This window comes from Petrotoga sp. Shatin.DS.tank11.9.2.9.3, assembly GCF_003665005.1.
Taxonomy (GTDB): Bacteria; Thermotogota; Thermotogae; order Petrotogales; family Petrotogaceae; genus Petrotoga; species Petrotoga mobilis.
On the sequence record NZ_JGVT01000007.1, the window covers coordinates 164,475 to 186,516 of the forward strand.

A 22,042-nucleotide genomic window follows, 5' to 3' on the forward strand; every position below is an offset into this window, starting at 1 on the left:
ACTTCAAACAATTTAACGATTTGTAAGGTGAAAGTTAGTTAAAATCAACCATAAAATGAGCTGGATTATGTGATAAAATATATTTTGAAGAAAAGGCTGGAAAAGATTCCTACCTCATTCGATTATATCAAAATCAGAACGACAAAATATTAGAGAAGTTGAGTAAGCTAACTTTAAAACTTAAAATTCAAAGGAGGATGAAAGTATGAATGTTTCCATAAAAATTAGCGATAGTATTTACTATGTTGGGGTAAACGACAGAGACACGAAGCTTTTTGAAGGTTTATGGCCCCTTGAAAGAGGGGTTAGTTATAATTCTTATTTAATCTTAGATGAAAAAACAGCTTTAATCGATACGGTTAAAGAATGGAAGGTGACTGAGTTTTTTGATAAAATCAGGCATCTTTTAAACGGTAAACCTCTTGATTATTTAATCATCAATCATATGGAGCCTGATCATTCTGGAGCTATTCCAGAACTTCTGCAAGAATTTCCTAATTTAAAAATTGTAGGTAATAGAACCACTTTTCAATTTATAGAAAACCTTTATAAGGTTAAAGATAATTTTCACGAGATAAAAGATGGTGAATCTTTGAATTTAGGAAAGCATAATTTGAAGTTTTATCTGACTCCGATGGTTCATTGGCCAGAAACGATGGTGACCTATGATGAAACAGATAAAATTCTGTTCTCTGGTGATGCCTTTGGTGGCTTTGGGACCTTAGATGGAGGAATATTTGACGATGAAGTAAAGATAGATTTCTTTGAAGATGAAATCAGAAGATATTTTTCTAATATCGTCGGAAAGTTCTCTCCTATGGTACAAAGGGCGTTAAATAAATTAAATGAAGCTAATATAGATATAAAAATAATCGCTTCTACACATGGACCAATTTGGAGAAAAAATCCAGACAGAATTTACTCTTTGTATGATAAGTGGAGTAAATACGAAACCGAAGAAGGTGTTGTAATAGCTTACGGTTCGATGTATGGTAATACAGAAGAAATGGCAGATTATGTTGCAAGAAAATTGGCTGAAGAAGGCATTAAAAAGATCAAAATAATGAATGTATCAAAAACGCATATTTCTTATATAATTAACGAGATTTGGAGATACAAGGGGCTAATACTTGGAAGCTCAACGTATAACCAAGGTCTTTTTCCTTATATGGAATCGTTAGTTCAATGGTTGGCTCATACCAATATAAAAAATCATGTTTTAGGTATCTTTGGTACATATGGTTGGAGCGGAGGCGGAGTATCTACTATAGTCAAGTATAATGAGCAAATGAAATGGCCGCTTGTTGCTGAACCCGTTGAAGCAAGGTTATCCGCAAAAGAGGAAGATTTTAAGAAATTAAGTGAATTGGCAAAAGCGATGGCAAAAGAGATAAAATTGGCTTGACTTTCAAAAAGAAATATGATAGTATAGGTTAAATTAATAAGTTTTGATTCCTTATCGAGAGAGGCGGAGGGACTGGCCCGAAGAAGCCCGGCAACCTGCATAATTTAACAAAATTATGCAATGGTGCCAAATCCTGCAGAGTAATTCTGGGAGATAAGGAGAGGATAAAAATCATAAAATATAAACCTCTTCCATTCTACCGGAAGAGGTTTTTCATATAAAGTTCTAATTAGAGAGTTTTTTCAAGAATAAGATTATGATTTTAAAAGGGTTACGGGGTGACAGGGCACTAAAACATATATTACGAGGGAGGGATTTAGTATGAAAAGAAGTAAGAGTGTAGTAAAGGTTTTGGTTTCTTTATTTATTTTTTTAACATTGTTTTTCGTGGAAGGGTATGCTTTGTTTGGTCTTGGTGGTAATACCTTCAAAGTTGGAGCTACTCCAGTTCCCCATGCCGAGATCTTAGAGTTCGTAAAAGATGATTTCAAAGAAAAAACGGGTGTCGAACTGGAGATAGTGATTTTTACAGATTATGTTCAACCTAATTTGGCTTTGGAAGATGGTTCTATAGATGCGAATTATTTTCAACATGAGCCATATTTAGAAACTTTTAAAAGGGAACGCAAGTTGCCAGACTTGGTATCTGCTGCTAAGATCCATGTTGAACCTATGGGGTTTTATTTGAAAAAAGATTTAAATGACTTTGAAAAAGGCGATTTAATCATAGTTCCTAACGATGTTACCAACGAAGGTAGATCTTTGTTGCTTCTTCAAGAATATGGAGTGATTAAGCTTAGGGAGAGAGAGGATCCTTTAGTGGCAACTATCAAGGATATTGTTGAAAATCCATACGGTTTGGTATTCAAAGAGCTTGAAGCACCGTATTTGCCTAGGACTTATAAGGAAGATAAAAATGTTGTCGGGGCTATAATTAACACAAATTATGCTATAGAAGCTGGGTTGAATCCATTGGAAGATGCGGTATTCTTTGAAGGGGCTCAATCTCCATATGCCAACGTAATAGCTGTAAAAGAAAGCCGTGTCGACGATGAACTAGTAAAAGCTTTGGTTGAAGTTTTAACAACCGATAAGGTTAGAAAATTTATTTTAGAAAATTATAATGGTGCGGTAGTACCTGTATTTTGAACTTTCATAAAATAATACAAAAGGAGAAACGTAGTTGTTAACAATAAAAAATCTTAATCTCATATATGATGACAAAAATCATGTCTTAAAAAACGTAAATTTTACAGTTGAAGATGGAGAAATTCTGGGGATTATAGGGTTATCTGGAGCGGGTAAAACGTCTCTTTTGAGAACGATGAACCTGCTCCAACCTCCTACTTCCGGGGAAATTTTCTTGGATAAAGTAGATCTAACAAAATTAAATAATAACCAATTGAGAAACGTGAGAAAAAAGATTAGTATAGTATTCCAACATTTCAACTTGTTGAGTTCTAGAACGGTATATGAAAATGTGTCTCTTCCCCTTGAAATTGAAAAGGTACCTAAAAAAGAAATAGAAGTTCGTGTTAATAAGTTATTGGAAGAGGTCAACCTTCTTCATAAAAAGGATTCTTATCCTTCACAGTTATCGGGAGGAGAGAAGCAAAGAACAGCTATAGCAAGGGCATTGATAAATAATCCTGATATTATTTTGTTTGATGAACCCACATCATCTTTAGATCCAAGCACAACACAGAGAATTTTAGATCTTATATTGGAAATCAATAAGAGTATGAAAAAGTCAATTTTGATTGTTACTCATGAGATGGATGTGATTAAAAAGATTTGTGATAAAGTTGTTTATTTAAAAAATGGAACCGTTGATTTTTTTGGTAAAGTTCACGAGTTTTTTATTGAAAAAGAAAATGAACTGAATAAAGAATTTTATCAAGAAATAAACATAGATTGGAAAAGGGTAAAAGAGGTGGTTAAGGGAGAAAACGATAGGTTGATAAAGATAGTTTTTTGGGGAGAAAAAACACACGAACCTATCTTACATAATATTACCAAAAAATATGACATCACATTGAATATACTTTACGGTAAGATAGAACATTTGAAAGACAATCCGTATGGGACTTTAATAGTTGAGGTTATTTCTACGCAGAAGGAAATGGAAAAGTTTTTAGAAGAACTCTCTGCAAATGTTTACAAAGTTGAGGTGTTGAAATAAATGATCCAAGATCTATTTATTGCTACTCTTGAAACGTTATACATGACTTTTGTTTCTGGTTTTATAGCCATTTTGTTAGGTATTCCTTTGGGTATAGCACTCTACATGTTGTCTAAGAGTGATAAGAAAGCTGCAAAATCTTGGTATACCGTTTTAGATTGGATTGTCAATATATTTAGATCAATACCCTTTATCATCCTTATTATTTTGATAATCCCTTTAACTAGATTATTAACAGGAACAATAATTGGTTCAACCGCAGCGATTGTGCCATTGTCTATAGCAGCGATTCCTTTTATGGCGAGATTGGCTGAAACTTCTTTTAACAATCTTTCACAAGGATTATTAGACACATCTGTATCTATGGGTATGACCAACAGACAGTTTATCTTGAAAGTATTACTACCCGAAACTGCCCCAGAGATGGTTTCAAATATTACTTTGTTGATTATAAACTTAATAACCTATACGGCCATAGCAGGAGCTGTGGGAGCCGGAGGTCTTGGTGCAATGGCGATAAATTACGGATATCAAAGGTTTAGAATGGATGTTCTTCTATACGATGTGGCAATATTAATCTTCTTAACTCAGATAATTCAATTTGTTGGGTCAAGATTGTCGAACTCTTTAAGAAAGTGAAAAGCCAGGAGATTCCTGGCTTTTAATGTGGTGACCGAAGATTATTCTATCAAACCTAAACCTTTAAGATAATTCTGTGCAACTTTCTCTGGTTCCTTTCCTTCAACATCTACTAAATAATTTAACCTTATGATTATATCTTGGTTTAAGTACATAGCAAAAGGTCTCAATATTTCTGCTATCTCAGGATATTTTTCTAAAGTATCTTCTCTCACAACTAGAGCTACATGATAAAAAGGGAAGAAATGTTTATCGTCTTCCAAAACCTTTAAGTCGTATTTCAGTAGCTGAGAATCGGTAGTAAAGACCATTGTTATATCAGCGTCCCCTTGATTCAAAGACTCATAGGTTAAACCCCACTGCATAGTTTTAACATCATTTTTTGATAGGTTCATGTTGTAAGCTTTTGCCATTTCGAAGATATTCATTGCGCCTTCGAAGAATTCATAATCAATTGCTATTTTTAATTCTCCAGGATGGTCATTTACATATTCGGCAAGTTCAGATATGGTATCGATACCTAAACTTTCTGCACTTTCCCTTTTCATAGCCAAGGCATATGAGTTGTTTATACTGGTTAGATCTAACCATACTAACCCTTTTTCTTTATCTATGCTTTTAACTTGGTTGTATAATTCTATTGGATCATAAATCAATTCCTCTTTATGATAATACGTTGTCCACGCTGTTCCTGTGTAATCTGGAGTAACATCTATTTGTCCGTTCAACATTCCTGTTCTTTTCACTAAAGTATTTAAACCAAATCTTTTATCGATATTAAAACCGTTTTCTTCAAGTAAAGCAGATATGAGTTCACCAAATATGTACTGTTCCGTGAAATTTGAAGCTCCTACGGTTAAAGTTGCACCAAAAAGCGCAGTTAAAGAAAATACAACGACAAACACAAGCATTGTCAATTTTTTCAAAGTTAACACCTCCATCAATGTAGGTTACATTCAATCAGTTTTAGCACCCCTTAGCCCCGCTGCGCACCCTTCTAAGGAATGGATCTTCGCTCCCTTATCCCAGCTTCCCACCATATTTAAGGGAGAACTTCCCTGTTAATCATCTTAATAAAGGATTCAATCTGGTTACTAAACGTTCATAAGATTTATCCGGAAAGAATTCTTTAAATAAACGGTAATAATAAAACTCAGCGGATGATTTAAACTCCCATTCAATATCTAAATTTTGAAATGTTCTTGGCCTTCTTTCAAATTCTGAGACTTTCTGTTGTGAAATATCTTTTATGATATCAGATACACCGCTACCATTAGCAAAGGGTTCTTTTCTTCGATTTACAATGTTGCTAGGCAAATCATTTTCATAAGCTTTTCTTAAGATCCATTTTTCAATTTTTTCAGGTCCATAGATTTTCCATTCATTTGGTATTTGATTGCAAAAATTCACGACACGTCTATCAAGAAAAGGAGTACGGTATTCGATTCCGTGAGCTGAGAAGGATCTATCGAGTCTTTGGAGACCAGTACTGTAGGCATTAGACATTAAGTCATCAAAAAAGTTATCCATCTCTTGATTTGACTCTGCTTGCTTTAGTTCATGATAACCACCTAAAAGCTCATCTGCTCCTTCACCGCACAACAAACAATTTGCCCCCTTTTCCCGGGCAAATTCCGCTGTCAAATAATGCGCCACTGCTCCATGAACACAAGATTCTTCGAAAGATTCTAAATGATAAATAGCTATTGGGAGAATGTTTTCAATTTTTTGTTTATCAAAAATTCTCCAATAATGAGAAGAACCAATAAATTCTGCCATTTCGGTTGCCCGTGGAAGGTCGCCATTTTGAGAAACCCCTATTGTGAGGGTTTGGATGGGATTTTGATATTTAGAAGCGGTATAAGCAATAATACTACTATCCAATCCACCGCTAAGTAAAGCCCCATCCACAAAACCATCTGACATATTTCTTTTAACAGCCTTCTCTAATAATTCCTTCAGTATTTTAGCAGCATCTTGCGGTGTTTTAAAAGAAGGGACACTTTCAAAGAAAGTCGAATAAGGTAGAACGCCGTCCTTTAATGAAAATATGTGTCCAGGTTCTAGTTCTTGGATCTCCTTAACTATACCAACAAGACCCTTTGCTTCCGAGGAAAAATAAAGTTCATTATTATTAAAGCCATAATATAGCGGGTGAGAACCGATGTGATCACGGCCTAAAATAAGATCATTTCTGTTATAGATTGCGAAAGCAAAATCACCATCTAAATAGCTTGCAAATTTTTCTCCAAATTTTCTATAATTTTCGAGTATTAAGGATGCCGCTTCAGGATGTAAATTATCTTCGTCAAAAAGATGCCCATCTAAAACAGAAATACCGTTTCCTTTTTTTGTAAAGACCCGCGCTTTTGCTGTTTCCTCAGACGCAAGCAAGCAACAACCAATAGTTGCTTTTTCTCCTTCTTCTACCCATGTTGATTTTGGACCTCGGTGTTGAATCCTGTTCAATATTTTATTAACAATTTTCTTGTCTTTAGCTGTTGTTCCGGCAATACCTGCCAAAATTAATCCTCCTTTTACTTCAAACAATTGTTAGTTTGAATATTAGATCGTTTAATCTATCAAACCTAAACCTTCTAAATAATCTCTCGCAACGACTTCTGGTTCAACACCCTCAACATCTACTCTGTAGTTCAGCCTTATTAAAATGTCTTGGTTTAGGTAAAGTGTAAGAGGCCTCAAAATTTCTTCAATTTCAGGATATTTATCAAGTACATCTTTTCTAACTGCGTAAGAGATATGGTAATAAGGCCAGAAGTTTTGGTCGTCTTCTAGCACATGTAGGTTGTATCTTAAAATTTTTGGATCGGTAGCAAAAACCATAGCGATATCTATTTTATTGTTTGCAATTGCCTCGTAAGTTAATCCAACTTGCATAGTTGATACTTGGGAATCAGGAATATCTAAATCATAGTGGTCAGCAAAGGCAAAGAAACCATCAGGTCTTTCATAAAATTCATAGTCAACTCCTACCATAAACTCTTTTGGATGTTCGTCCCAGTAAGCAACTAATTCAGAGAGGGTTTCGAATCCATATTTCTCGTAATCTTCTTGACGAATAGCAAGGGCATAAGTATTGTTAGCGTTTATTCTATCAAGCCAAACAACACCATTTTCAGCATCTAATTCTCTGACTTTTTCTAAAAGTTCATCTGGATCCGTGATCAATTCTTCTTGACCTAAGTAAGTTACCCAAGCGGTTCCAGTGTAGTCTGGATATAAATCGATCTGTCCTGTTGTCAAACCTTGTCTCACAACGAAGGAATTAAGGCCAAATCTTTTAACAACGTTAAAACCGTTCTCTTCAAGTAGCAGTGAAGCCAAATTTCCGAGGATATACTGTTCTGTGAAACTTTTTGCACCTACGGTTAAAGTTGCACCAAAAAATGTACTTAAAGTAAATATCATTATTAACAAGAATAAGATCGTTTTTTTCACAAAAACACCTCCATAATTAAATTTTATTATTAACAGTTTTTTCTCTCTAAATACTGAAATGTACTTGACCCTCTTTCAAATTTTCAAATAATAAGGGTGAAGAGCACCTCTTCACCCTTATTGTTAGTTTAGAAATAAGACCGTTTAATCTATCAAGCCTAAGCCTTCTAAATAATCTCTTGCAACGACTTCTGGTTCAACACCCTCAACATCTACTCTGTAGTTCAGCCTTATTAAAATGTCTTGGTTTAGGTAAAGTGTAAGAGGTCTCAAAATTTCTTCAATTTCAGGGTATTCATCTAGGACGTCTTTTCTAACTGCAAAGGAGATATGGTAATAAGGCCAGAAGTTTCGGTCGTCTTCTAGTACATGTAGGTTGTATCTTAAAATTTTTGGATCGGTAGCAAAAACCATAGCGATATCTATCTTATTATTTGCAATTGCTTCGTAGGTTAATCCATCTTGCATAGTTGACACTTGGGAATCAGGAATATCTAAACCATAGTGGTCAGCAAAGGCAAAGAAGCCATCAGGTCTTTCATAGAATTCATAACCAACTCCTACTACAAAATCTTTTGGATGTTCGTTCCAGTAAGCAACTAAATCAGAGAGGGTTTCGAAACCATATTTTTCGTAATCTTCTTGACGGATAGCAAGGGCATAAGTATTGTTAGCGTTTATTCTATCAAGCCAAACAATACCATTTTTGGCATCTAATTCTCTGACTTTTTCTAAAAGTTCGTCTGGATCAGTGATTAATTCTTCTTGTTCTAGGTAAGTTACCCAAGCGGTTCCAGTGTAGTCTGGATATAAATCGATCTGTCCTGTTGTCAAAGCTTGTCTAGCGACGAGAGAACTAAGGCCGAACCTTTCAACAACGTTAAAGCCGTTCTCTTCAAGTAGCAGTGCAGCCAAATTTCCAAGGACATACTGTTCTGTGAAGTTTTTTGCACCTACGGTTAAAGTTGCACCAAATAGCGCAGTTAAAGAAAACGCTACAACTAACATAAGTACTGCCAATTTTTTCAATGTTAACACCTCCATTTAAAATTTTTTCACTATTCCTTTTGTAACTTAATACCTTCCGAAGTCATTCTGTTTTGTATTATTGCAAGAACGAAATCAATTAAAACGGCCATTATGGATACCGGAATAGCTCCAGCTAATATCATCTCGAATTTAAAAGTCCCTAGACCTATAAAAATTAACTCTCCCAATCCTCCAGCTCCTATAGCAGATGCGATTGTAGCTGTTCCTAAATTTATTATGGCTGCATTTCTTATTCCTGAAAAAATAGTTGGCATCGCGTTTGGAATTTCTACTTTCCACAAGATTTCCCTGTTAGTCATTCCCATGCCTCTTGCTGCTTCAATCATGCCTTTATCGATGCCGAAAAGCCCAGATGCAGTGTTAAAAGTTATAGGCACTATACTATATAGAAATAAAGCGAAAATCGCAGGGGCAGGACCTATTCCCATGAATAAAAAAACGAGGGCAATAACAGCAATGCTTGGTACGGCTTGGGCTATTCCTGTAATAGAAAGGGCTATTCTTCCACTTTTCTCTCTTCCTGGGCGGGTAACATAGATTCCTATTGCCATTCCCACAATGATAGCAATTGCCCACGAACTTGCGAACAAATAAAGATGTTCCATAGCCTTTATTCCTATATAGCCAAGATTTTCAGCAACGTATGTAAAAAATTCCATATTATCCTCCTCATACCTCTTCTTTATTTGACATTTGTTCAAATATAGCTTTTAAGTTGATCACCCCTATTACCTTTTGCTTATCTGTAACCACCGGGATATTTGTACTTGAAGAACTTAGTATTTTGTTTAATGCTTCATAAAGGCTTGATTTTTCCGTAACGTGATCTTTTTTCAAAGAACTTTTCAATTTAGATGAATCATTAATTCTGTTCATTCTTTTAGTTTCTATAAACCCTTTATAGTTGTTATTTTTATCAACGAAAATGGTGATAGGATAATTACTCTGTACTGTATTTTTAATCTTTGAAAGATCCTCATCAATTTTAAAGACTTGAATGTCTTTATACAATCCTTCGCTAACCTTAACAAATTCCAAAGCTTTGAATTGGCTATCTTCCCCCAATATGTCCTTAACAAAATCGTTTTTCGGGTTTTGAACAATATTTTGTGTATCATCGTACTGTACTAATTCACCATCTTTGAAGATCGCTATTTTATCACCCAATTTAATAGCTTCCCTTATGTCATGTGTGACAAATATAATAGTCTTTTTGATCTTTTCTTGAATTTCAAGAAATGCATCTTGTAATGTTTCTCTATTTATAGGATCAATCGCACCAAATGGTTCATCCATGAGCAATATGTCAGGATCGGCTGCAAGTCCCCTTGCTACTCCCACTCTCTGTCTTTGACCTCCAGATAGTTGTGCTGGAAACTTATAAGCGTTAACATCTGGATCAAGGTTTACTAAATCTAATAGATCGTATACCCGCTTTTTTATTTTTTCTTCAGTCCATTTCAAAAGCCTTGGAACTACAGCAATGTTATCGAATACAGTCATATGAGGGAATAATCCAATTTCTTGTATTACGTAACCTATACTTCTTCTTAATTGTATGGGATTTATATCGTCAATCGATTTTCCATCGAAGAGGATATCGCCGGATGTTCTTTCAATCAAACGATTGATCATCTTTAAGGTAGTTGTTTTTCCACATCCAGACGGACCTATTAGAATAGTTAATTTATTGTCTTCAAATTCGATATTTAAATTATTAACGGCGGTAAAATCACCATACTTTTTTGTGAGATCAACTAATTTTATTGCCATTTTAATGTTCCTCCTATGATTTTTATCTTATTCTTTAATTTTAAGACCCTTTGGAGTAATTAAATCCTCAAATTTTAGTAAAAGATAATTAGCTAAAACACCCAAAATTGAGACCAATATTACCCCCGTTATTACCATTGGATACCGTGACCTGCTTAACCCAGCAAAAATAAAGTATCCTAATCCTCCTGAAGCAACAAAATATCCTAAAGTAGCAACGCCGACTCCCATTACTACAGCATTTCTTACCCCAGACATTATAGTAGGGATCGATAAAGGTAAACGGATTTTGAATAATATTTGAGATTCGGTCATTCCCATTCCTTTAGCAGCCTCTATCATTTGTGGGTCAAGAGCTTGAATAGCTGTTAATGTATTTCTTATAATTGGAAGTAAAGAGTATATAATCAAAGCAATCACGGCAGGTGTAACCCCTAAGCCAGCTCCAAAAGGAGACAAAATTACAACCATAATCCCAAAAAGGGCCAAACTTGGGATAGTCATCAGAATACTGGCAATGTAGATAACTATGTTTGCGGCTTTAGGATGCCTTGATATAAAAATTCCTGTAGGTACTCCTATACCTATAGAAAAAGGTAAAGATAAACCTATGATTTTCAAATGATTTAGAAACTCTCTAATTATGATACTTGAACTACTAGAAATATATTCGAAGAATTCCACTGTTTCACTCCCTTCTTCTCATTGTAAATTATTTTGTTCATCATTGCGATAAATATTATAACACATTTTTAATCTTTTTAGAATATAAGTAAGTTACAATTAAGTAAAAATATAAAATTAAAAATCTTTTAAGATATTTTATAATATAATTAGTTTGCTAATAGTATGTTTTCAAAAATCTTGTGGGGGGACGTTTAAAAATTTTTGAATTCTAGAAATTCTCTTTAAAATAGGTTTTAGAATTTCTAAAAGCTGTATAATAAAATATAGTGAGATTGGAGGTGAAAACTTTGAATGAAAATGAGAAGAAATGGGAAGCTATAGATAAGAAAGCTTTATTAGACTTGGTATATGAGATTAAAAAAAGAAGGTTACAAATGGGAATTACACAAAAAGATTTAGCTGAGAGGATGGGGACAACGCAGGCGATAATTTCTAAATTTGAAAAAGGGAACTACAATCCAACATATTTGTTTTTGCAAAGATTGGCAGAGGTATTGGAGGGGAATATCAAATTGTATTTTGAATTTAAAGATAATAAAGAGATAAACACAGATGAGTTTTCTACAAATGATAATTTTGAAAAAATCTTTCACATAAAATTATAAAAAGCCGTTATATATAAAGTTTTAGAATTTCTAAAGACAATAATTGATAAACTGTGGGAGGAGTTTTATGAAAAATGATGAAAAAAAAATAAACCTATTGAAAGACATAATTCTAAAGAATATATTTTTGGAAAGTGAATTTTTGGAGAGAACAAGCAAAGAAGTAGTTGAAAAAATTACTGAAATAGCGATCGAAAGAGGATATGTATATGAACAAAAAAATAGAGACTTAAACTTAATTGTTACTTACAGAATTTTTTTAGAAGGAGAAAAAAAGAGGATAGCTTACTACGTTCTAACCTTCAGAGAAATTTTCGAAACGGATATGGATTTCGAAAGTTTTTCAAAAAACAAAAGGGCCAAAAAGTATTTCCTTAAAAATTTTGTTGATGATGTTCTTTGGCCCTATATTAGAATATATTTGAACGAAATTTTAATGAAGTCGGCATTGCCAAATGTTGTACTACCGTTAAGTACGGGTAATCAACAAATTGATCTTCAAGATAACAAACATTAATTATTAAGCTTTTTTTGAATTTCGAGAACTATTGCTTCAGCGGATGCTAAATTAGTAGCAAGTGGAATATTGTGTACATCGCAAATCCGTAAAACAGCGGATACATCAGGTTCATGGGGTTGGGCAGTCAATGGATCCCTTAAAAAGATCACAAAATCTATTTTCCCACTGACAGCTAGAGCGCCTATTTGTAAGTCTCCTCCCAATGGTCCAGATTCAAAAGTTTGTATCTCTAACCCCACTTTTTCTTTTAAAATCTTTCCAGTGGTTTTTGTAGCATAAAGTTTGCAATTTTTAAATACATCCTTCCATTCTTTGGCAAAGAGCGCAAGGTCTAACTTCTTTTTATCGTGAGCTATTAACGCTACATTGACCATGATTTTCCTCCTCAAACGTAAAAAATAAGCTTCTAAAAATTCGTTTTACTAAGCGTATTCAACAGTTTCACCGTGTTTTCAACATCGCTATAGGATAACATCTCGTGAGGTGAATGTATGTATCTAGTAGGAATAGAAATAGTACCACTAGGAATTCCAGATTTAGTTCTTTGATAGCCCGCGGCATTTGTTCCTCCGAAGGTTAATACCTCGAACTGATAGGGTATGTTGTTTGCCAAAGCAGCATTTTTTATCCATTCTACAACTTCTCTGTCACTTACAGAAAGATTGTCTTTTATTTTAATACAAGGTCCTTTTCCCAAAGCCATGCTCATTCTTTTAAGAGCCTTAGGAGTATCCAAGGAATCCGTGACATCTATAGCTATTGCTCTGTCGACTTCGTAATCATAAGCCGAAACAAAAGATCCGACTAAACCTACTTCTTCTTGGATAGTAAAAGCAAATAAAACTGTGTGTTGATTATCTTTCATATTTTTGATAGTTTCTATTAAAATAGCGCATCCAATCCTGTCATCCATGGCTTTTGACATACAATAATTACCATAATCGACAAAACCTTCCGCAAAGGTTCCAAAAGTGCCAATAGGGGCAATTTTTTCCGCTTCTTCTTTTGAAGATACGCCTATGTCAACAAATATATTGTCTAAAGATAAGTTTTTATAATTATCTTTTAATTCTTTTTCACTTTCTCCCTCAACTCCAACAACCCCTATTCTTCCATTAAAAATCAACCTGGAACCGATCAAATTTACAGGGTTTTGACCGCCGACTTGTTCTACTTTTAAAAAGCCTTTGTCTAAAATGTGTGTAACAACAACCCCTATTTCATCCATGTGAGCGTCAAATAATATGGTTTTTCCAGAGTTGCCTTTTTTTGTGGCGATAAGATTTCCTAACTTGTCTGTTTTAATATCATCCACATGATCTTTGATCTGTTCTTTTATGAAATCTCTCACTTGATCTTCTCTTCCACTTGGTCCATAAAGTTCCGTAATATTTTTTATTAGCTCTTTCAATTTTTTTGCCACCTCTCTTAAAATGGTGTATTAACGACTAATTGTTTTACCAATTGGTAGGTATTTTCATAATCTTGTAAATTCATTATAGATTGTGGAGAATGAATATATCGGCATGGAACGGATATTACCCCTGCTGGAATTCCATAAAGGGTCTTTGCGAGTCTGGCGGCGTTTGTTCCTCCTGCTGTTCGCATTTTGTATTGAAATTTAATACCTAATTTCTTTGCAGTATCTACAATTTTTTCGAAGATTTCTTTGTTGAGAACTAAACCGCTATGCATGAATGTTAAGACGGGCCCATTTCCGATATGGGTTGCCCATTTATCCGGGGTGTTTTCAGGGTTGTCACCAGCAGTTGTACCTTCTAATACGATAGCGAAATTTGGCTGTATTTTTGAAGCTGCAGTTCCTGTACCTCTCAACCCCGTTTCTTCCTGAGTAGCAAAATTGAAGTATGTATCGTAAAGAGGTTTCTCGTTGTTCTCAAAAAAATAGTCAATTATATCCATCATAATAGAACATCCAACCCTATCATCAAAGGCTTTGGCTACAGCATAGCTATTTTCCTCATAATAAGTAGTATCAAATGTAACCATATCGCCCAAATGGACCTTTTTAGATGCTTCCTCTTTGTTGGAAAATCCAGCGTAGATCCTTATACTTTCATACTGTTCAACTTTGTCGGTTTCTTTTTCTAAGTGAATGGGTGTAGAATTGACAACAGCAGATATTTTTTCTTCGATTTTTAATCTCTGACTTTTTACTACCCTTGGGTCAACTCCTCCAACGGGAGATATGCCAAAAGTACCGTCTTCATTTATTCTGGTGATCATAAAGCCAACTTCATCCATGTGTGCGTCAAGCATTAATTTTTTGGAAGAATCTTTACCTTTAATTAAACAAATTAGGTTTCCCATGTTGTCTTCGGTAATTTCATCGACCTTGTTGGCAACATTTGATTTGATGTACTCTCTTATTTTTTCTTCTCTTGAAGATATACCGGCAAGATTAGTTAAGTCTTTTAAATATTTCCTCATAAATTTCTACTTCCTTTCCAAGTTAAGCTGGTGTTTAAAGCAAAGAAAGATAATAATTTTGCGCTTTCTTCCACATCTTTTACATCTACAACCTCGTTGGGAGAATGCATGTTAAGGATTGGAACTGAAACAACACCTGTTTTTACTCCGGAAGAAGATATTTGAACTACATCCGCTTCGGTGCCACTGCCTCTAGTAAAAGTTTCTAATTGGTATTTGATATTGTTACTTTTTGCAGTTTTTGTTAGTTCTTCGAAAATACTTCTGGTAACGGTGGTACCTATACCTATAACTGGTCCTTCACCAAGCTTGATAGGCTCAAAGTTTTCTGGTAGTTTTTCGCCAAAAGTTACATCAACTACTATGGCAAAATCTGGTTTTCGGTGGTGAGCGCTACCTTGTGCTCCAACTAATCCCACTTCCTCACCTTTGTTAAAAGACAAAGTCAATTGTCCTTCAAATTTAAGATTTTGTAGGTACTCCAAAGACTTAATTAGTACCGCAGCACCTACTCTGTTGTCTAAAGATTTATTTGATATCTTTCCATTTTCAAGTTCAACAGCCTGGACTTGTATAACGCCCATATCACCAACGTTGATATTGCTTGTTCCCCCTGAAATTGAAAAATCGACGAAAAGCTCATCAAAGGAGGGAGATTTTTCTCTATCTTCCTTTTTTTGAAGGTGAGGGGCTAAAAACCCTATTACACCTATTTTTTCTGCATCTTTCGTTTTAAAAAGAACCCTTTTTCCTACCAAGGTTCTTGGATCGACTCCACCAACGGGAGAAATACGAGCGAAGTGTTCATCGATTATTTTTGATATAACTATTCCAATTTCGTCTACATGTGCGAAAAAGGCAATTTTGGGACTCTCATTTCCATAAGTTGCCACTAAATTACCTATTCCTACTTTTTCTAATTTTATATCTGGTGAGATGTTTTTTAATTCTTCTTCAATCAAAGGAAAGGTGTAATTTTCAAAAGAAGACACCCCAAAAGTATTGGATAAATTTTTTAGTAAAGTAGAAGTATCCATTCGTGACCTCCTTTTTGGTTTTGACACAGGATAAATAGTGTTTTAAAGATTAAAAAAAATTGATTTAATATCTCTTTGCTCCACTATATTTTTACAGTTCAACCGGTTCAACCAATGCTTTATTTTCTTCTATTCTTATTGAAACAGGTGACTTTGGCCATTCATAGTTGAAGAAAGGGATACCCGCGATTTCTACTAATGGTGAATTCAATTCGTAGGCTATAATGAAAGCGTTTTTTTTGTTGGTAATTCCTGCTCTTAAGGTTCCAAATACCTTTCCAAATATTATAATACTTCCACCCGCGTTCACTTCTGCACCTTGGTTTACATTTCCAAAGACTATGATGTCTCCAGGATTTTGTATTACTTGGCCGGATCTTAAATGTTTTCTATAAATTTGGGTACTCGAAAGGGTTAACTCTTTGTTTCCAACTTTCCCTTCGGGAAGCTTTCCAAAATATGCTCCAGCAACGTTCAATTCAAGACTGTTAGCAAATTTTACGATTCTATTTAATAAATTATGCTGAGAACCGTCTTCAAAATATACGTAAAAACTATCCCCAATGTTAAAAAAACTTTTCATCTTAACAAGTTCTTTTTGAAAATGTTCGAAAAGATCTTTTTGCGTGTTTCCCTTTGAAAAATAAAAGATTATGTCTCCGTCCATAATTTTTGCGTATACGGGTTCATCCATCTAAACCCCCCCTAATACAATTTTAAGTCACCATAAAAAATTTATGACCATATATATAATAACATAAAATATAAGAAATATTACATAAACAAAAATTATTTGGCAAGTTGGTTGTAAAGAATTCATTGACCATAAAAGAAAAATATGATACAATCTAACAGTAAGCAATTTTTGCATTAACTTATATTATAACAAAAACGCTTAACGACAAAATTCTTTAAAGAATAATTTTGGAGGTGTATTTATGTTAGAAAGAGTATTAAATTTTATAAACTTTGGCCCAGCAGGCGCTACTGATGCTGCCAACACGGTCGAACAAGCACAAGCGGTCCCGGCAAGTGGTGGTGGATTAAGTGGAATGTTGTTTTTTTTAATAATCATAATCTTGATGTGGGTCTTGTTGTTCCTCCCACAAAGGCGACAAGAAAAGAAGCATAAGGAAATGCTTTCTTCTTTGAAAAAAGGTGATAAAATTGTTACATCATCAGGAATCATAGGAAAGATAATATCTATAACTAATGAGAGAATCAGAATTTCAACGGCAGACAAAACAGAAATCGATATAACAAAGAATGCCATTGCAGGGGTTCTTTCTAAAAGTGATAAACCCGAAGCAACGCCAGAAGAAACTGAAACTGAAACTGAAGATGATAAATAGTTCTTTAACATTGATTTTGTTCAGGGGGTGAAATAGTTGAGAAATCGAAGAATACGAATACTATTTACTGTAATAGTTTTTGTTTTTGCACTATTAGGATTAATTCTACCTTTATCGGGTAATGTGAATGATATAAGCATACTACGGTTTTTCCCAAATATTAATTTAGGCCTGGATATTCAAGGTGGGGTGCTTTTAGAATATAGCTTTGATGTACCTGAAGGTGTCAATACTTCTGAGGTTGTAGATAATGTAATCACAGTTCTAAGGAGAAGAATGGACAACGCTGGTTACACAGAGGCGATAGTTTCCGAAGTTGTTTCCGGTGGAGAAAGCAGAGTTCGTGTTGAGATTCCAGGTATATCAGATACTCAAAGGGCTGAAGAACTTATAGGTAGTAAGGGGAAACTTTACTTCGCAGAAGTATTGGAAGTTGTGGAATCTACAACAACTCCAGAAATTACAAGAAATAGAACTATACAAATAAATGGTGAAGAAATAGAAATGTATAGTTACGTTAAGGATAGTAATAACCCTAACCTTTGGTATAGGGTAAAAAATGTTTTCGAATTTGGAGATGCTCCATTTCAGATTACCGGTTTAGATGTCACTGATGCCGTAGCTTCTCTAAACAGTCAAGGAGCAGGATTCGTAGTTAATTTGAATTTCAGTAATGAAGGAAGACAAAAATTTGAATTAGCAACCGCTAATTTAGTGAATGAAAGAATTGCGATCATTTTAGATGACGAGGTTATAATTGCACCTGTTGTTAGAGAAAGGATATCACAAGGAAGAGCCGAAATCAGCGGAATAGAAAGTATGGAAGAAGCACAAAACATTGCTGTTTTGATAAAATCTGGGAATTTACCTGTAGATTTGGTTAAGTTTCAAGAAAGGACACTTGGTCCTACTTTGGGAAGAGATATTGTGACTACGATTATAAACGCCGGAATCATTGGGCTTATAATAGTAATGATTTACATGATTATATTTTATAGATGGATGGGAGTAATTGCTGATATTGCGCTAATATATAATACATTTTTGTTAATGGGAATTTTAAGTTGGACAGGAGCGATATTAACTCTACCAGGTATTGCTGGTATAATTTTAACTTTTGGTACCACAGTAGATGGAAACATTATTATATACGAAAGAATAAAAGAGGAACTTAGAATAGGAAGGCCCCCTTTAACCGCAGTAAAGTTTGGATTTAATAAAGTTTTTTCAACTATTTTTGATGCCAATATAACAACTATTTTAGCAGGATTAGTTTTATTCTTTGTAACAAGTGGAAGTATTAGAGGCTTTGCGGTCACACTCATAATAGGTGTTTTAGGTGCTATGTTTACTAACTTGGTGGTTAGTAGGTTGCTATTAGAAAGTACTTCCCACTTTTTGAAGCCTGAAAAGTATGTGAAAGGAATTGTTGTGGAAAAGGGGGGGACTAAATAATGCCAAATATAGATTTTGTTGGTAAGAGGAGTTTTTTCATTTATTTATCAATTGCTTTGATACTTTTTTCTGTAATAGTGATTTTTGTAAAAGGATTCAATTTAGGTGTTGATTTTTCTGGTGGTAGTGAAATCATCGTGTCTTTTGATAAAAGTTATACAATTGATGAATTGAGAAACGGTTTACAAACGATAAATCCAGAGTATGCTACCGCTAAGATCATTCAAACTAACCCAGGTGGAGGAGCTTCTGATCGATTCTTTTACATAATTACCGTAAGAGATTCTTTCCCTACGTTGGAAGAAAAACAAATGTTCATAAATAGTTTAGAAGAATCTTTTTCTGATTCGAGCTTAAATATTGAACAATTCAACGATGTTTCAGGTTATGCGGCTAGAGAGATACGATCGTATGCTTGGTATGCTGTAATTATTTCTCTGATAGTTTTGCTAGCTTATATAACCATCAGGTTTCAATTTTCCTACGGTGTGGGAGCGATTTTAGCTTTAGCTCATGACGTTATAATCACCTTAGGATTTTATTCCCTCTTTGGTATAGAAATGAACTTAACCGCAATAGCCGCATTTCTTACTTTAGCAGGTTATTCCCTAAACGATACTATCGTTGTTTATGATAGAATAAGGGAAAACAGATCTAAAAATCGTGGGATGGATATAGAAAGTATAACAAATAAAAGCATTAACGAAGTTATTGTAAGGTCATTGAACACTTCCTTGACAACATTCCTAGTTGTTTTTATGATGTTCCTTTTGGGAGGTAGGTCAATAGCTTCATTTGCTTTCGGATTAACTGTGGGAGTCGTAATTGGGACTTATTCTTCGTTGTATATTGCGAGTCCAATTGTTATAGGTATGGTAAAAAGACGTAAGAAAACACAAAAAGCTTAATTAATAAGATAATAAAATTAAAAAGCCCTCATCTTTGAGGGCTTTTTTAAAACACGACAAATGCTTTTTTAATATATCCCTCTTTGTCAATATATTCTACTTTATAAGTATCTCCTAAAACTCCTTTTAATTTTAGGATGTCTCCACTACTTGCAATCGCTATAATTTCTCCTTCCTCGTTTGTGATTTCTGCTTGATTAGTGAATACTTGAAGATATATATTCTCAAACTTCAAATGAACGTATTTTATGGATTTATTTCCATCATCATCATAAGCAGATATTTCAAGCATATTTGATGCAAGTTTTTCAGGATTTATCTCCCTTGACAGATAATAAGATGGACTGTTAACTAAAAAAGTTTGGCCTAATATTTCAACTTTGGTAATAAGATTATTATCAAAAGCACTAAGAAGCAAAGAGTTGTTTTTATCTGATATCAAAAATTCTGAGGGTACATTTATAACAGGTCCTTCTAAGATAGGAATGCTTATAAATTCTTTCCTTTCGAAGGTTACAGCTTCGAAAAGGCTTATAGGATTATTTTTGTAGAAAAATTTGCTTTCTTCTTGTTCAGGGATATTAGTGGTATACTCTCCATTTTTTCTATAGGAAACAGAATAGCCTTTTTCAAAAATAATACTCTGCAAAGGTATATTGTTCTGCTGAAGATCTATAAGGCTCAATAAATTTCCTTTACTCAAGGCATACAAATACCTTTCATCATTACTCCAAGTTAAATCAACAATTTCACCATTGGAAATATTCATAGTTGATTCTAAGTTTCCATTTTTACTGTTCCATATATAGACATTTCCATCAGTTGTTGCAGTGGCTACGTAATTATCATCAGGGCTCCATTCAATTGCCTTTATTGGAGCTGTAATAATCTCAAAACTTTTATATAATTGATTAAATCTTCCATCCCACAGTCGTAAAGCCCCTTCAAATCCTCCCATAGAAAGAAAATTTGAATTACTAGCCCAATCCAGTGACCAAATAATGTAGGGGAATTCTTCGATGTAAATTGTATTTTCAAAGTCGGGAAAAACTGATATGCTTACTTTTTTATCTAAGCTTGCCACTGCTATCTTAGTTTCGTTGTAATTAATAGAAATATCTTTTATCCAATTGCTATGAAGATTTTCAACTTCCTTATAAACACTCAAATCAGGTAGCGTGAGTATATAAACATTATTCTCCCATCCCCCTGCAATTAAAAACTTTTCCGAAGGGGAAATCTCCAAAGCGGTTAATTTAAAATCACTTATCTTCTTATTTTCTATTAATATACCCTCAGGGTCGTAAAGCGACAGGTATCCAGAATTTTCTGAAAGTATCAAATATCCATTTTTTGTTATTTCAAAGTCAACTACTTCTTCAGAAAAAGAAAAATGAGTCTCAACTACTCCTGAATCAATATTAAAAATACCTATTTCACTGTTGGAAGTTAAGTAATAAATAAGATTATTATTTCTTGTAATTTTTAGAACATCGGGTTTTTTTAATTCCAATAATTTTTCAATTGATTTTGAATAGACATTTAAAGAGTATATACTAACTCCATCGTTTAGGTAAAGTGTATCGCTTTTGTCATGACTCCATTCAAGAGATTTTATATTAAAATTATCAAGCTTTAGTTCTTGGAGTATTTTTAAAGTTGAAGAATCAAAAAGGATGATCTGATTATTCGTAGTCAAAACAGTAAAATTTTCATTCGATGGTGAAAATGCGACCTCTTTAATTGTTAAACCTAATGAAAAAGAATTTATTATCTTCAAGTCTTTATCCAATACATAAATATTTCCATTCATTGAAAAAGCTAGTGTATTATCATTTACCATCACTAATTTAATTATTGAATAATTATCAATTTTGAGGGATCTTACTTCTTTATTGTTTAAATAATCTATCAAATAAATATTACCTAAATGGTCTGCTACCAATATTGTACCCTCATCGTGAAATTCTGCAACCGTCGGTATAGTTGAAAACCTCCGTTGAAATTCTACCCTTCTTTTGGTAATATTGTATACGTAGACCGTTTTATCTAAGGAAGTAAATACTATTTTATCTCTAAAACTAGATAAAGAGGAAATAGATTCGTCGGTTACGTTTATTTTGTAATTAAGAAGAGAGGTATCGTTGTTAAACACTTCTATTGTTCCATTACTTTCTGCGATTATAGTATATTTATTGTCGAGGATCCATTCTACATGTGTCGGTATAGAAGAAGCTGAGTAATAACGATTAATGCACTTTTCCTTCAAATCATAAGTTTTAAGGTAATTATTCTCCACAATTGTGGAAATATCGCCGGTGTTTTTATTTACAAAAAAATCAATGATGTTGGTATGTTCAAAGTTATTTACTATTAAATTGGAGAAGATGTTTACACTGAAAACAGTTAAGAAAAAAATTAAGAAGAATTTTCTCAAAATACTCAACTCTCTCTCAAAGATTTTTTATTCTCTACTAACTATTATATTATATAATAAAATGATCTTAAAAAGAATATCA

At 33.8% G+C, this 22,042-nt stretch carries 22 protein-coding genes and 1 riboswitch; of the genes, 9 read left to right on the plus strand and 13 right to left on the minus strand.

Going from position 1 to position 22,042, the window contains the following annotated elements:
* The first annotated feature begins 205 nt into the window (after positions 1-205).
* From BZ25_RS08915 to BZ25_RS08930, 4 genes are all read left to right on the plus strand, one after another.
* Entirely contained in the window at positions 206-1,405 is a 1,200-nt protein-coding gene (locus tag BZ25_RS08915) for an FprA family A-type flavoprotein (RefSeq protein ID WP_121515095.1), read from the plus strand.
* 48 nt (positions 1,406-1,453) lie between these two features.
* Positions 1,454-1,565, plus strand: a riboswitch (SAM riboswitch).
* Between the two features lie 161 nt (positions 1,566-1,726).
* Entirely contained in the window at positions 1,727-2,554 is an 828-nt protein-coding gene (locus BZ25_RS08920) for a MetQ/NlpA family ABC transporter substrate-binding protein (protein ID WP_121515094.1), read from the plus strand.
* Between the two features lie 34 nt (positions 2,555-2,588).
* Positions 2,589-3,587: a methionine ABC transporter ATP-binding protein gene (locus BZ25_RS08925; protein ID WP_121515093.1), complete on the plus strand. Its 999-nt coding sequence runs from the start codon at positions 2,589-2,591 to the stop codon at positions 3,585-3,587.
* On the plus strand, positions 3,588-4,226 hold the full coding sequence (locus tag BZ25_RS08930; protein WP_121515092.1) for a methionine ABC transporter permease: 639 nt from the start codon (positions 3,588-3,590) through the stop codon (positions 4,224-4,226).
* A gap of 41 nt (positions 4,227-4,267) precedes the next feature.
* On the opposite strand, the gene BZ25_RS08935 is transcribed toward BZ25_RS08930, so the two are convergent.
* The 7 genes from BZ25_RS08935 to BZ25_RS08965 all read right to left on the minus strand — a co-directional run bounded on the left by BZ25_RS08935 (position 4,268) and on the right by BZ25_RS08965 (position 11,192).
* A complete protein-coding gene (locus BZ25_RS08935) occupies positions 4,268-5,152 on the minus strand; it encodes a glycine betaine ABC transporter substrate-binding protein (protein ID WP_199676881.1) in 885 nt (294 codons plus the stop codon).
* Positions 5,153-5,291: 139 nt separating this feature from the next.
* Positions 5,292-6,749 carry an asparagine synthase-related protein gene (locus tag BZ25_RS08940; RefSeq protein WP_158584895.1) on the minus strand — a complete coding sequence of 486 codons (1,458 nt, stop codon included), beginning with the start codon at positions 6,747-6,749 and terminating at the stop codon, positions 5,292-5,294.
* 51 nt (positions 6,750-6,800) lie between these two features.
* A complete protein-coding gene (locus tag BZ25_RS08945) occupies positions 6,801-7,685 on the minus strand; it encodes a glycine betaine ABC transporter substrate-binding protein (RefSeq protein ID WP_121567542.1) in 885 nt (294 codons plus the stop codon).
* Positions 7,686-7,829: 144 nt separating this feature from the next.
* The gene (locus tag BZ25_RS08950) at positions 7,830-8,714 is read right to left on the minus strand and encodes a glycine betaine ABC transporter substrate-binding protein (protein ID WP_199676882.1); all 885 of its coding nucleotides are present in this window, start codon (positions 8,712-8,714) and stop codon (positions 7,830-7,832) included.
* A 29-nt stretch (positions 8,715-8,743) separates the two neighbouring features.
* Entirely contained in the window at positions 8,744-9,394 is a 651-nt protein-coding gene (locus BZ25_RS08955) for an ABC transporter permease (RefSeq protein WP_121515090.1), read from the minus strand.
* Between the two features lie 10 nt (positions 9,395-9,404).
* Entirely contained in the window at positions 9,405-10,508 is a 1,104-nt protein-coding gene (locus BZ25_RS08960) for a betaine/proline/choline family ABC transporter ATP-binding protein (RefSeq protein ID WP_121515089.1), read from the minus strand.
* A 27-nt stretch (positions 10,509-10,535) separates the two neighbouring features.
* Positions 10,536-11,192 carry an ABC transporter permease gene (locus BZ25_RS08965; RefSeq protein WP_012208945.1) on the minus strand — a complete coding sequence of 219 codons (657 nt, stop codon included), beginning with the start codon at positions 11,190-11,192 and terminating at the stop codon, positions 10,536-10,538.
* A 290-nt stretch (positions 11,193-11,482) separates the two neighbouring features.
* On the opposite strand from BZ25_RS08965, the gene BZ25_RS08970 reads away from it, so the two are divergent.
* Together BZ25_RS08970 and BZ25_RS08975 are read left to right on the plus strand one after the other, a co-directional pair.
* A complete protein-coding gene (locus BZ25_RS08970; RefSeq protein WP_158245438.1) occupies positions 11,483-11,800 on the plus strand; it encodes a helix-turn-helix domain-containing protein in 318 nt (105 codons plus the stop codon).
* Between the two features lie 67 nt (positions 11,801-11,867).
* Positions 11,868-12,317, plus strand: coding sequence for a hypothetical protein (locus tag BZ25_RS08975; RefSeq protein ID WP_121515087.1), 450 nt, complete (start codon positions 11,868-11,870; stop codon positions 12,315-12,317).
* On the opposite strand, the gene mgsA is transcribed toward BZ25_RS08975, so the two are convergent.
* The 5 genes from mgsA to minC form a co-directional block, all read right to left on the minus strand.
* On the minus strand, positions 12,314-12,694 hold the full coding sequence (gene mgsA / locus BZ25_RS08980; RefSeq protein WP_121515086.1) for a methylglyoxal synthase: 381 nt from the start codon (positions 12,692-12,694) through the stop codon (positions 12,314-12,316). The two genes, BZ25_RS08975 and mgsA, sit on opposite strands and share 4 nt — an antisense overlap.
* Positions 12,695-12,726: 32 nt before the next feature.
* The gene (locus BZ25_RS08985) at positions 12,727-13,731 is read right to left on the minus strand and encodes a M42 family metallopeptidase (protein ID WP_012208941.1); all 1,005 of its coding nucleotides are present in this window, start codon (positions 13,729-13,731) and stop codon (positions 12,727-12,729) included.
* A gap of 17 nt (positions 13,732-13,748) precedes the next feature.
* A complete protein-coding gene (locus BZ25_RS08990; RefSeq protein ID WP_121515085.1) occupies positions 13,749-14,771 on the minus strand; it encodes a M42 family metallopeptidase in 1,023 nt (340 codons plus the stop codon).
* Positions 14,768-15,808 (minus strand): M28 family peptidase, encoded by a 1,041-nt coding sequence (locus BZ25_RS08995; protein ID WP_121515084.1) that lies wholly within the window; start codon positions 15,806-15,808, stop codon positions 14,768-14,770. Before BZ25_RS08995 ends, BZ25_RS08990 begins: the two co-directional genes overlap by 4 nt.
* A gap of 91 nt (positions 15,809-15,899) precedes the next feature.
* Positions 15,900-16,502 (minus strand): septum site-determining protein MinC, encoded by a 603-nt coding sequence (minC, locus tag BZ25_RS09000; RefSeq protein ID WP_121515083.1) that lies wholly within the window; start codon positions 16,500-16,502, stop codon positions 15,900-15,902.
* A 244-nt stretch (positions 16,503-16,746) separates the two neighbouring features.
* Between minC and yajC the strand changes: the two genes are divergently transcribed.
* Genes yajC through secF form a run of 3 tightly spaced genes read left to right on the plus strand, consistent with a single transcriptional unit; the run spans position 16,747 to position 19,523 of the window.
* Positions 16,747-17,160 carry a preprotein translocase subunit YajC gene (gene yajC, locus BZ25_RS09005; RefSeq protein ID WP_121515082.1) on the plus strand — a complete coding sequence of 138 codons (414 nt, stop codon included), beginning with the start codon at positions 16,747-16,749 and terminating at the stop codon, positions 17,158-17,160.
* Between the two features lie 36 nt (positions 17,161-17,196).
* Complete coding sequence (secD, locus tag BZ25_RS09010) at positions 17,197-18,615, plus strand: protein translocase subunit SecD (RefSeq protein ID WP_121515081.1); 1,419 nt, start codon at positions 17,197-17,199, stop codon at positions 18,613-18,615.
* A complete protein-coding gene (secF, locus tag BZ25_RS09015) occupies positions 18,615-19,523 on the plus strand; it encodes a protein translocase subunit SecF (RefSeq protein ID WP_121515080.1) in 909 nt (302 codons plus the stop codon). The genes secD and secF overlap by 1 nt, the downstream gene beginning before the upstream one ends.
* Before the next feature lie 46 nt (positions 19,524-19,569).
* Here the strand turns inward: secF and BZ25_RS09020 are convergent, their stop codons facing one another.
* Positions 19,570-21,960, minus strand: coding sequence for a WD40 repeat domain-containing protein (locus BZ25_RS09020; RefSeq protein ID WP_121515079.1), 2,391 nt, complete (start codon positions 21,958-21,960; stop codon positions 19,570-19,572).
* Between the last annotated feature and the right edge of the window lie 82 nt (positions 21,961-22,042).

Bases quoted from the DNA above. Each gene is read 5' to 3' on its own strand.
- BZ25_RS08990 (WP_121515085.1), bottom strand. From the start codon at position 14,771: ATGAGGAAATATTTAAAAGACTTAACTAATCTTGCCGGTATATCTTCA.
- BZ25_RS08920 (WP_121515094.1), top strand. From the start codon at position 1,727: ATGAAAAGAAGTAAGAGTGTAGTAAAGGTTTTGGTTTCTTTATTTATT.
- secF (WP_121515080.1), top strand. From the start codon at position 18,615: ATGCCAAATATAGATTTTGTTGGTAAGAGGAGTTTTTTCATTTATTTA.
- BZ25_RS08995 (WP_121515084.1), bottom strand. From the start codon at position 15,808: ATGGATACTTCTACTTTACTAAAAAATTTATCCAATACTTTTGGGGTG.
- minC (WP_121515083.1), bottom strand. From the start codon at position 16,502: ATGGATGAACCCGTATACGCAAAAATTATGGACGGAGACATAATCTTT.
- BZ25_RS08915 (WP_121515095.1), top strand. From the start codon at position 206: ATGAATGTTTCCATAAAAATTAGCGATAGTATTTACTATGTTGGGGTA.
- BZ25_RS08955 (WP_121515090.1), bottom strand. From the start codon at position 9,394: ATGGAATTTTTTACATACGTTGCTGAAAATCTTGGCTATATAGGAATA.
- BZ25_RS08975 (WP_121515087.1), top strand. From the start codon at position 11,868: ATGAAAAATGATGAAAAAAAAATAAACCTATTGAAAGACATAATTCTA.
- BZ25_RS08930 (WP_121515092.1), top strand. From the start codon at position 3,588: ATGATCCAAGATCTATTTATTGCTACTCTTGAAACGTTATACATGACT.
- yajC (WP_121515082.1), top strand. From the start codon at position 16,747: ATGTTAGAAAGAGTATTAAATTTTATAAACTTTGGCCCAGCAGGCGCT.
- BZ25_RS08960 (WP_121515089.1), bottom strand. From the start codon at position 10,508: ATGGCAATAAAATTAGTTGATCTCACAAAAAAGTATGGTGATTTTACC.
- mgsA (WP_121515086.1), bottom strand. From the start codon at position 12,694: ATGGTCAATGTAGCGTTAATAGCTCACGATAAAAAGAAGTTAGACCTT.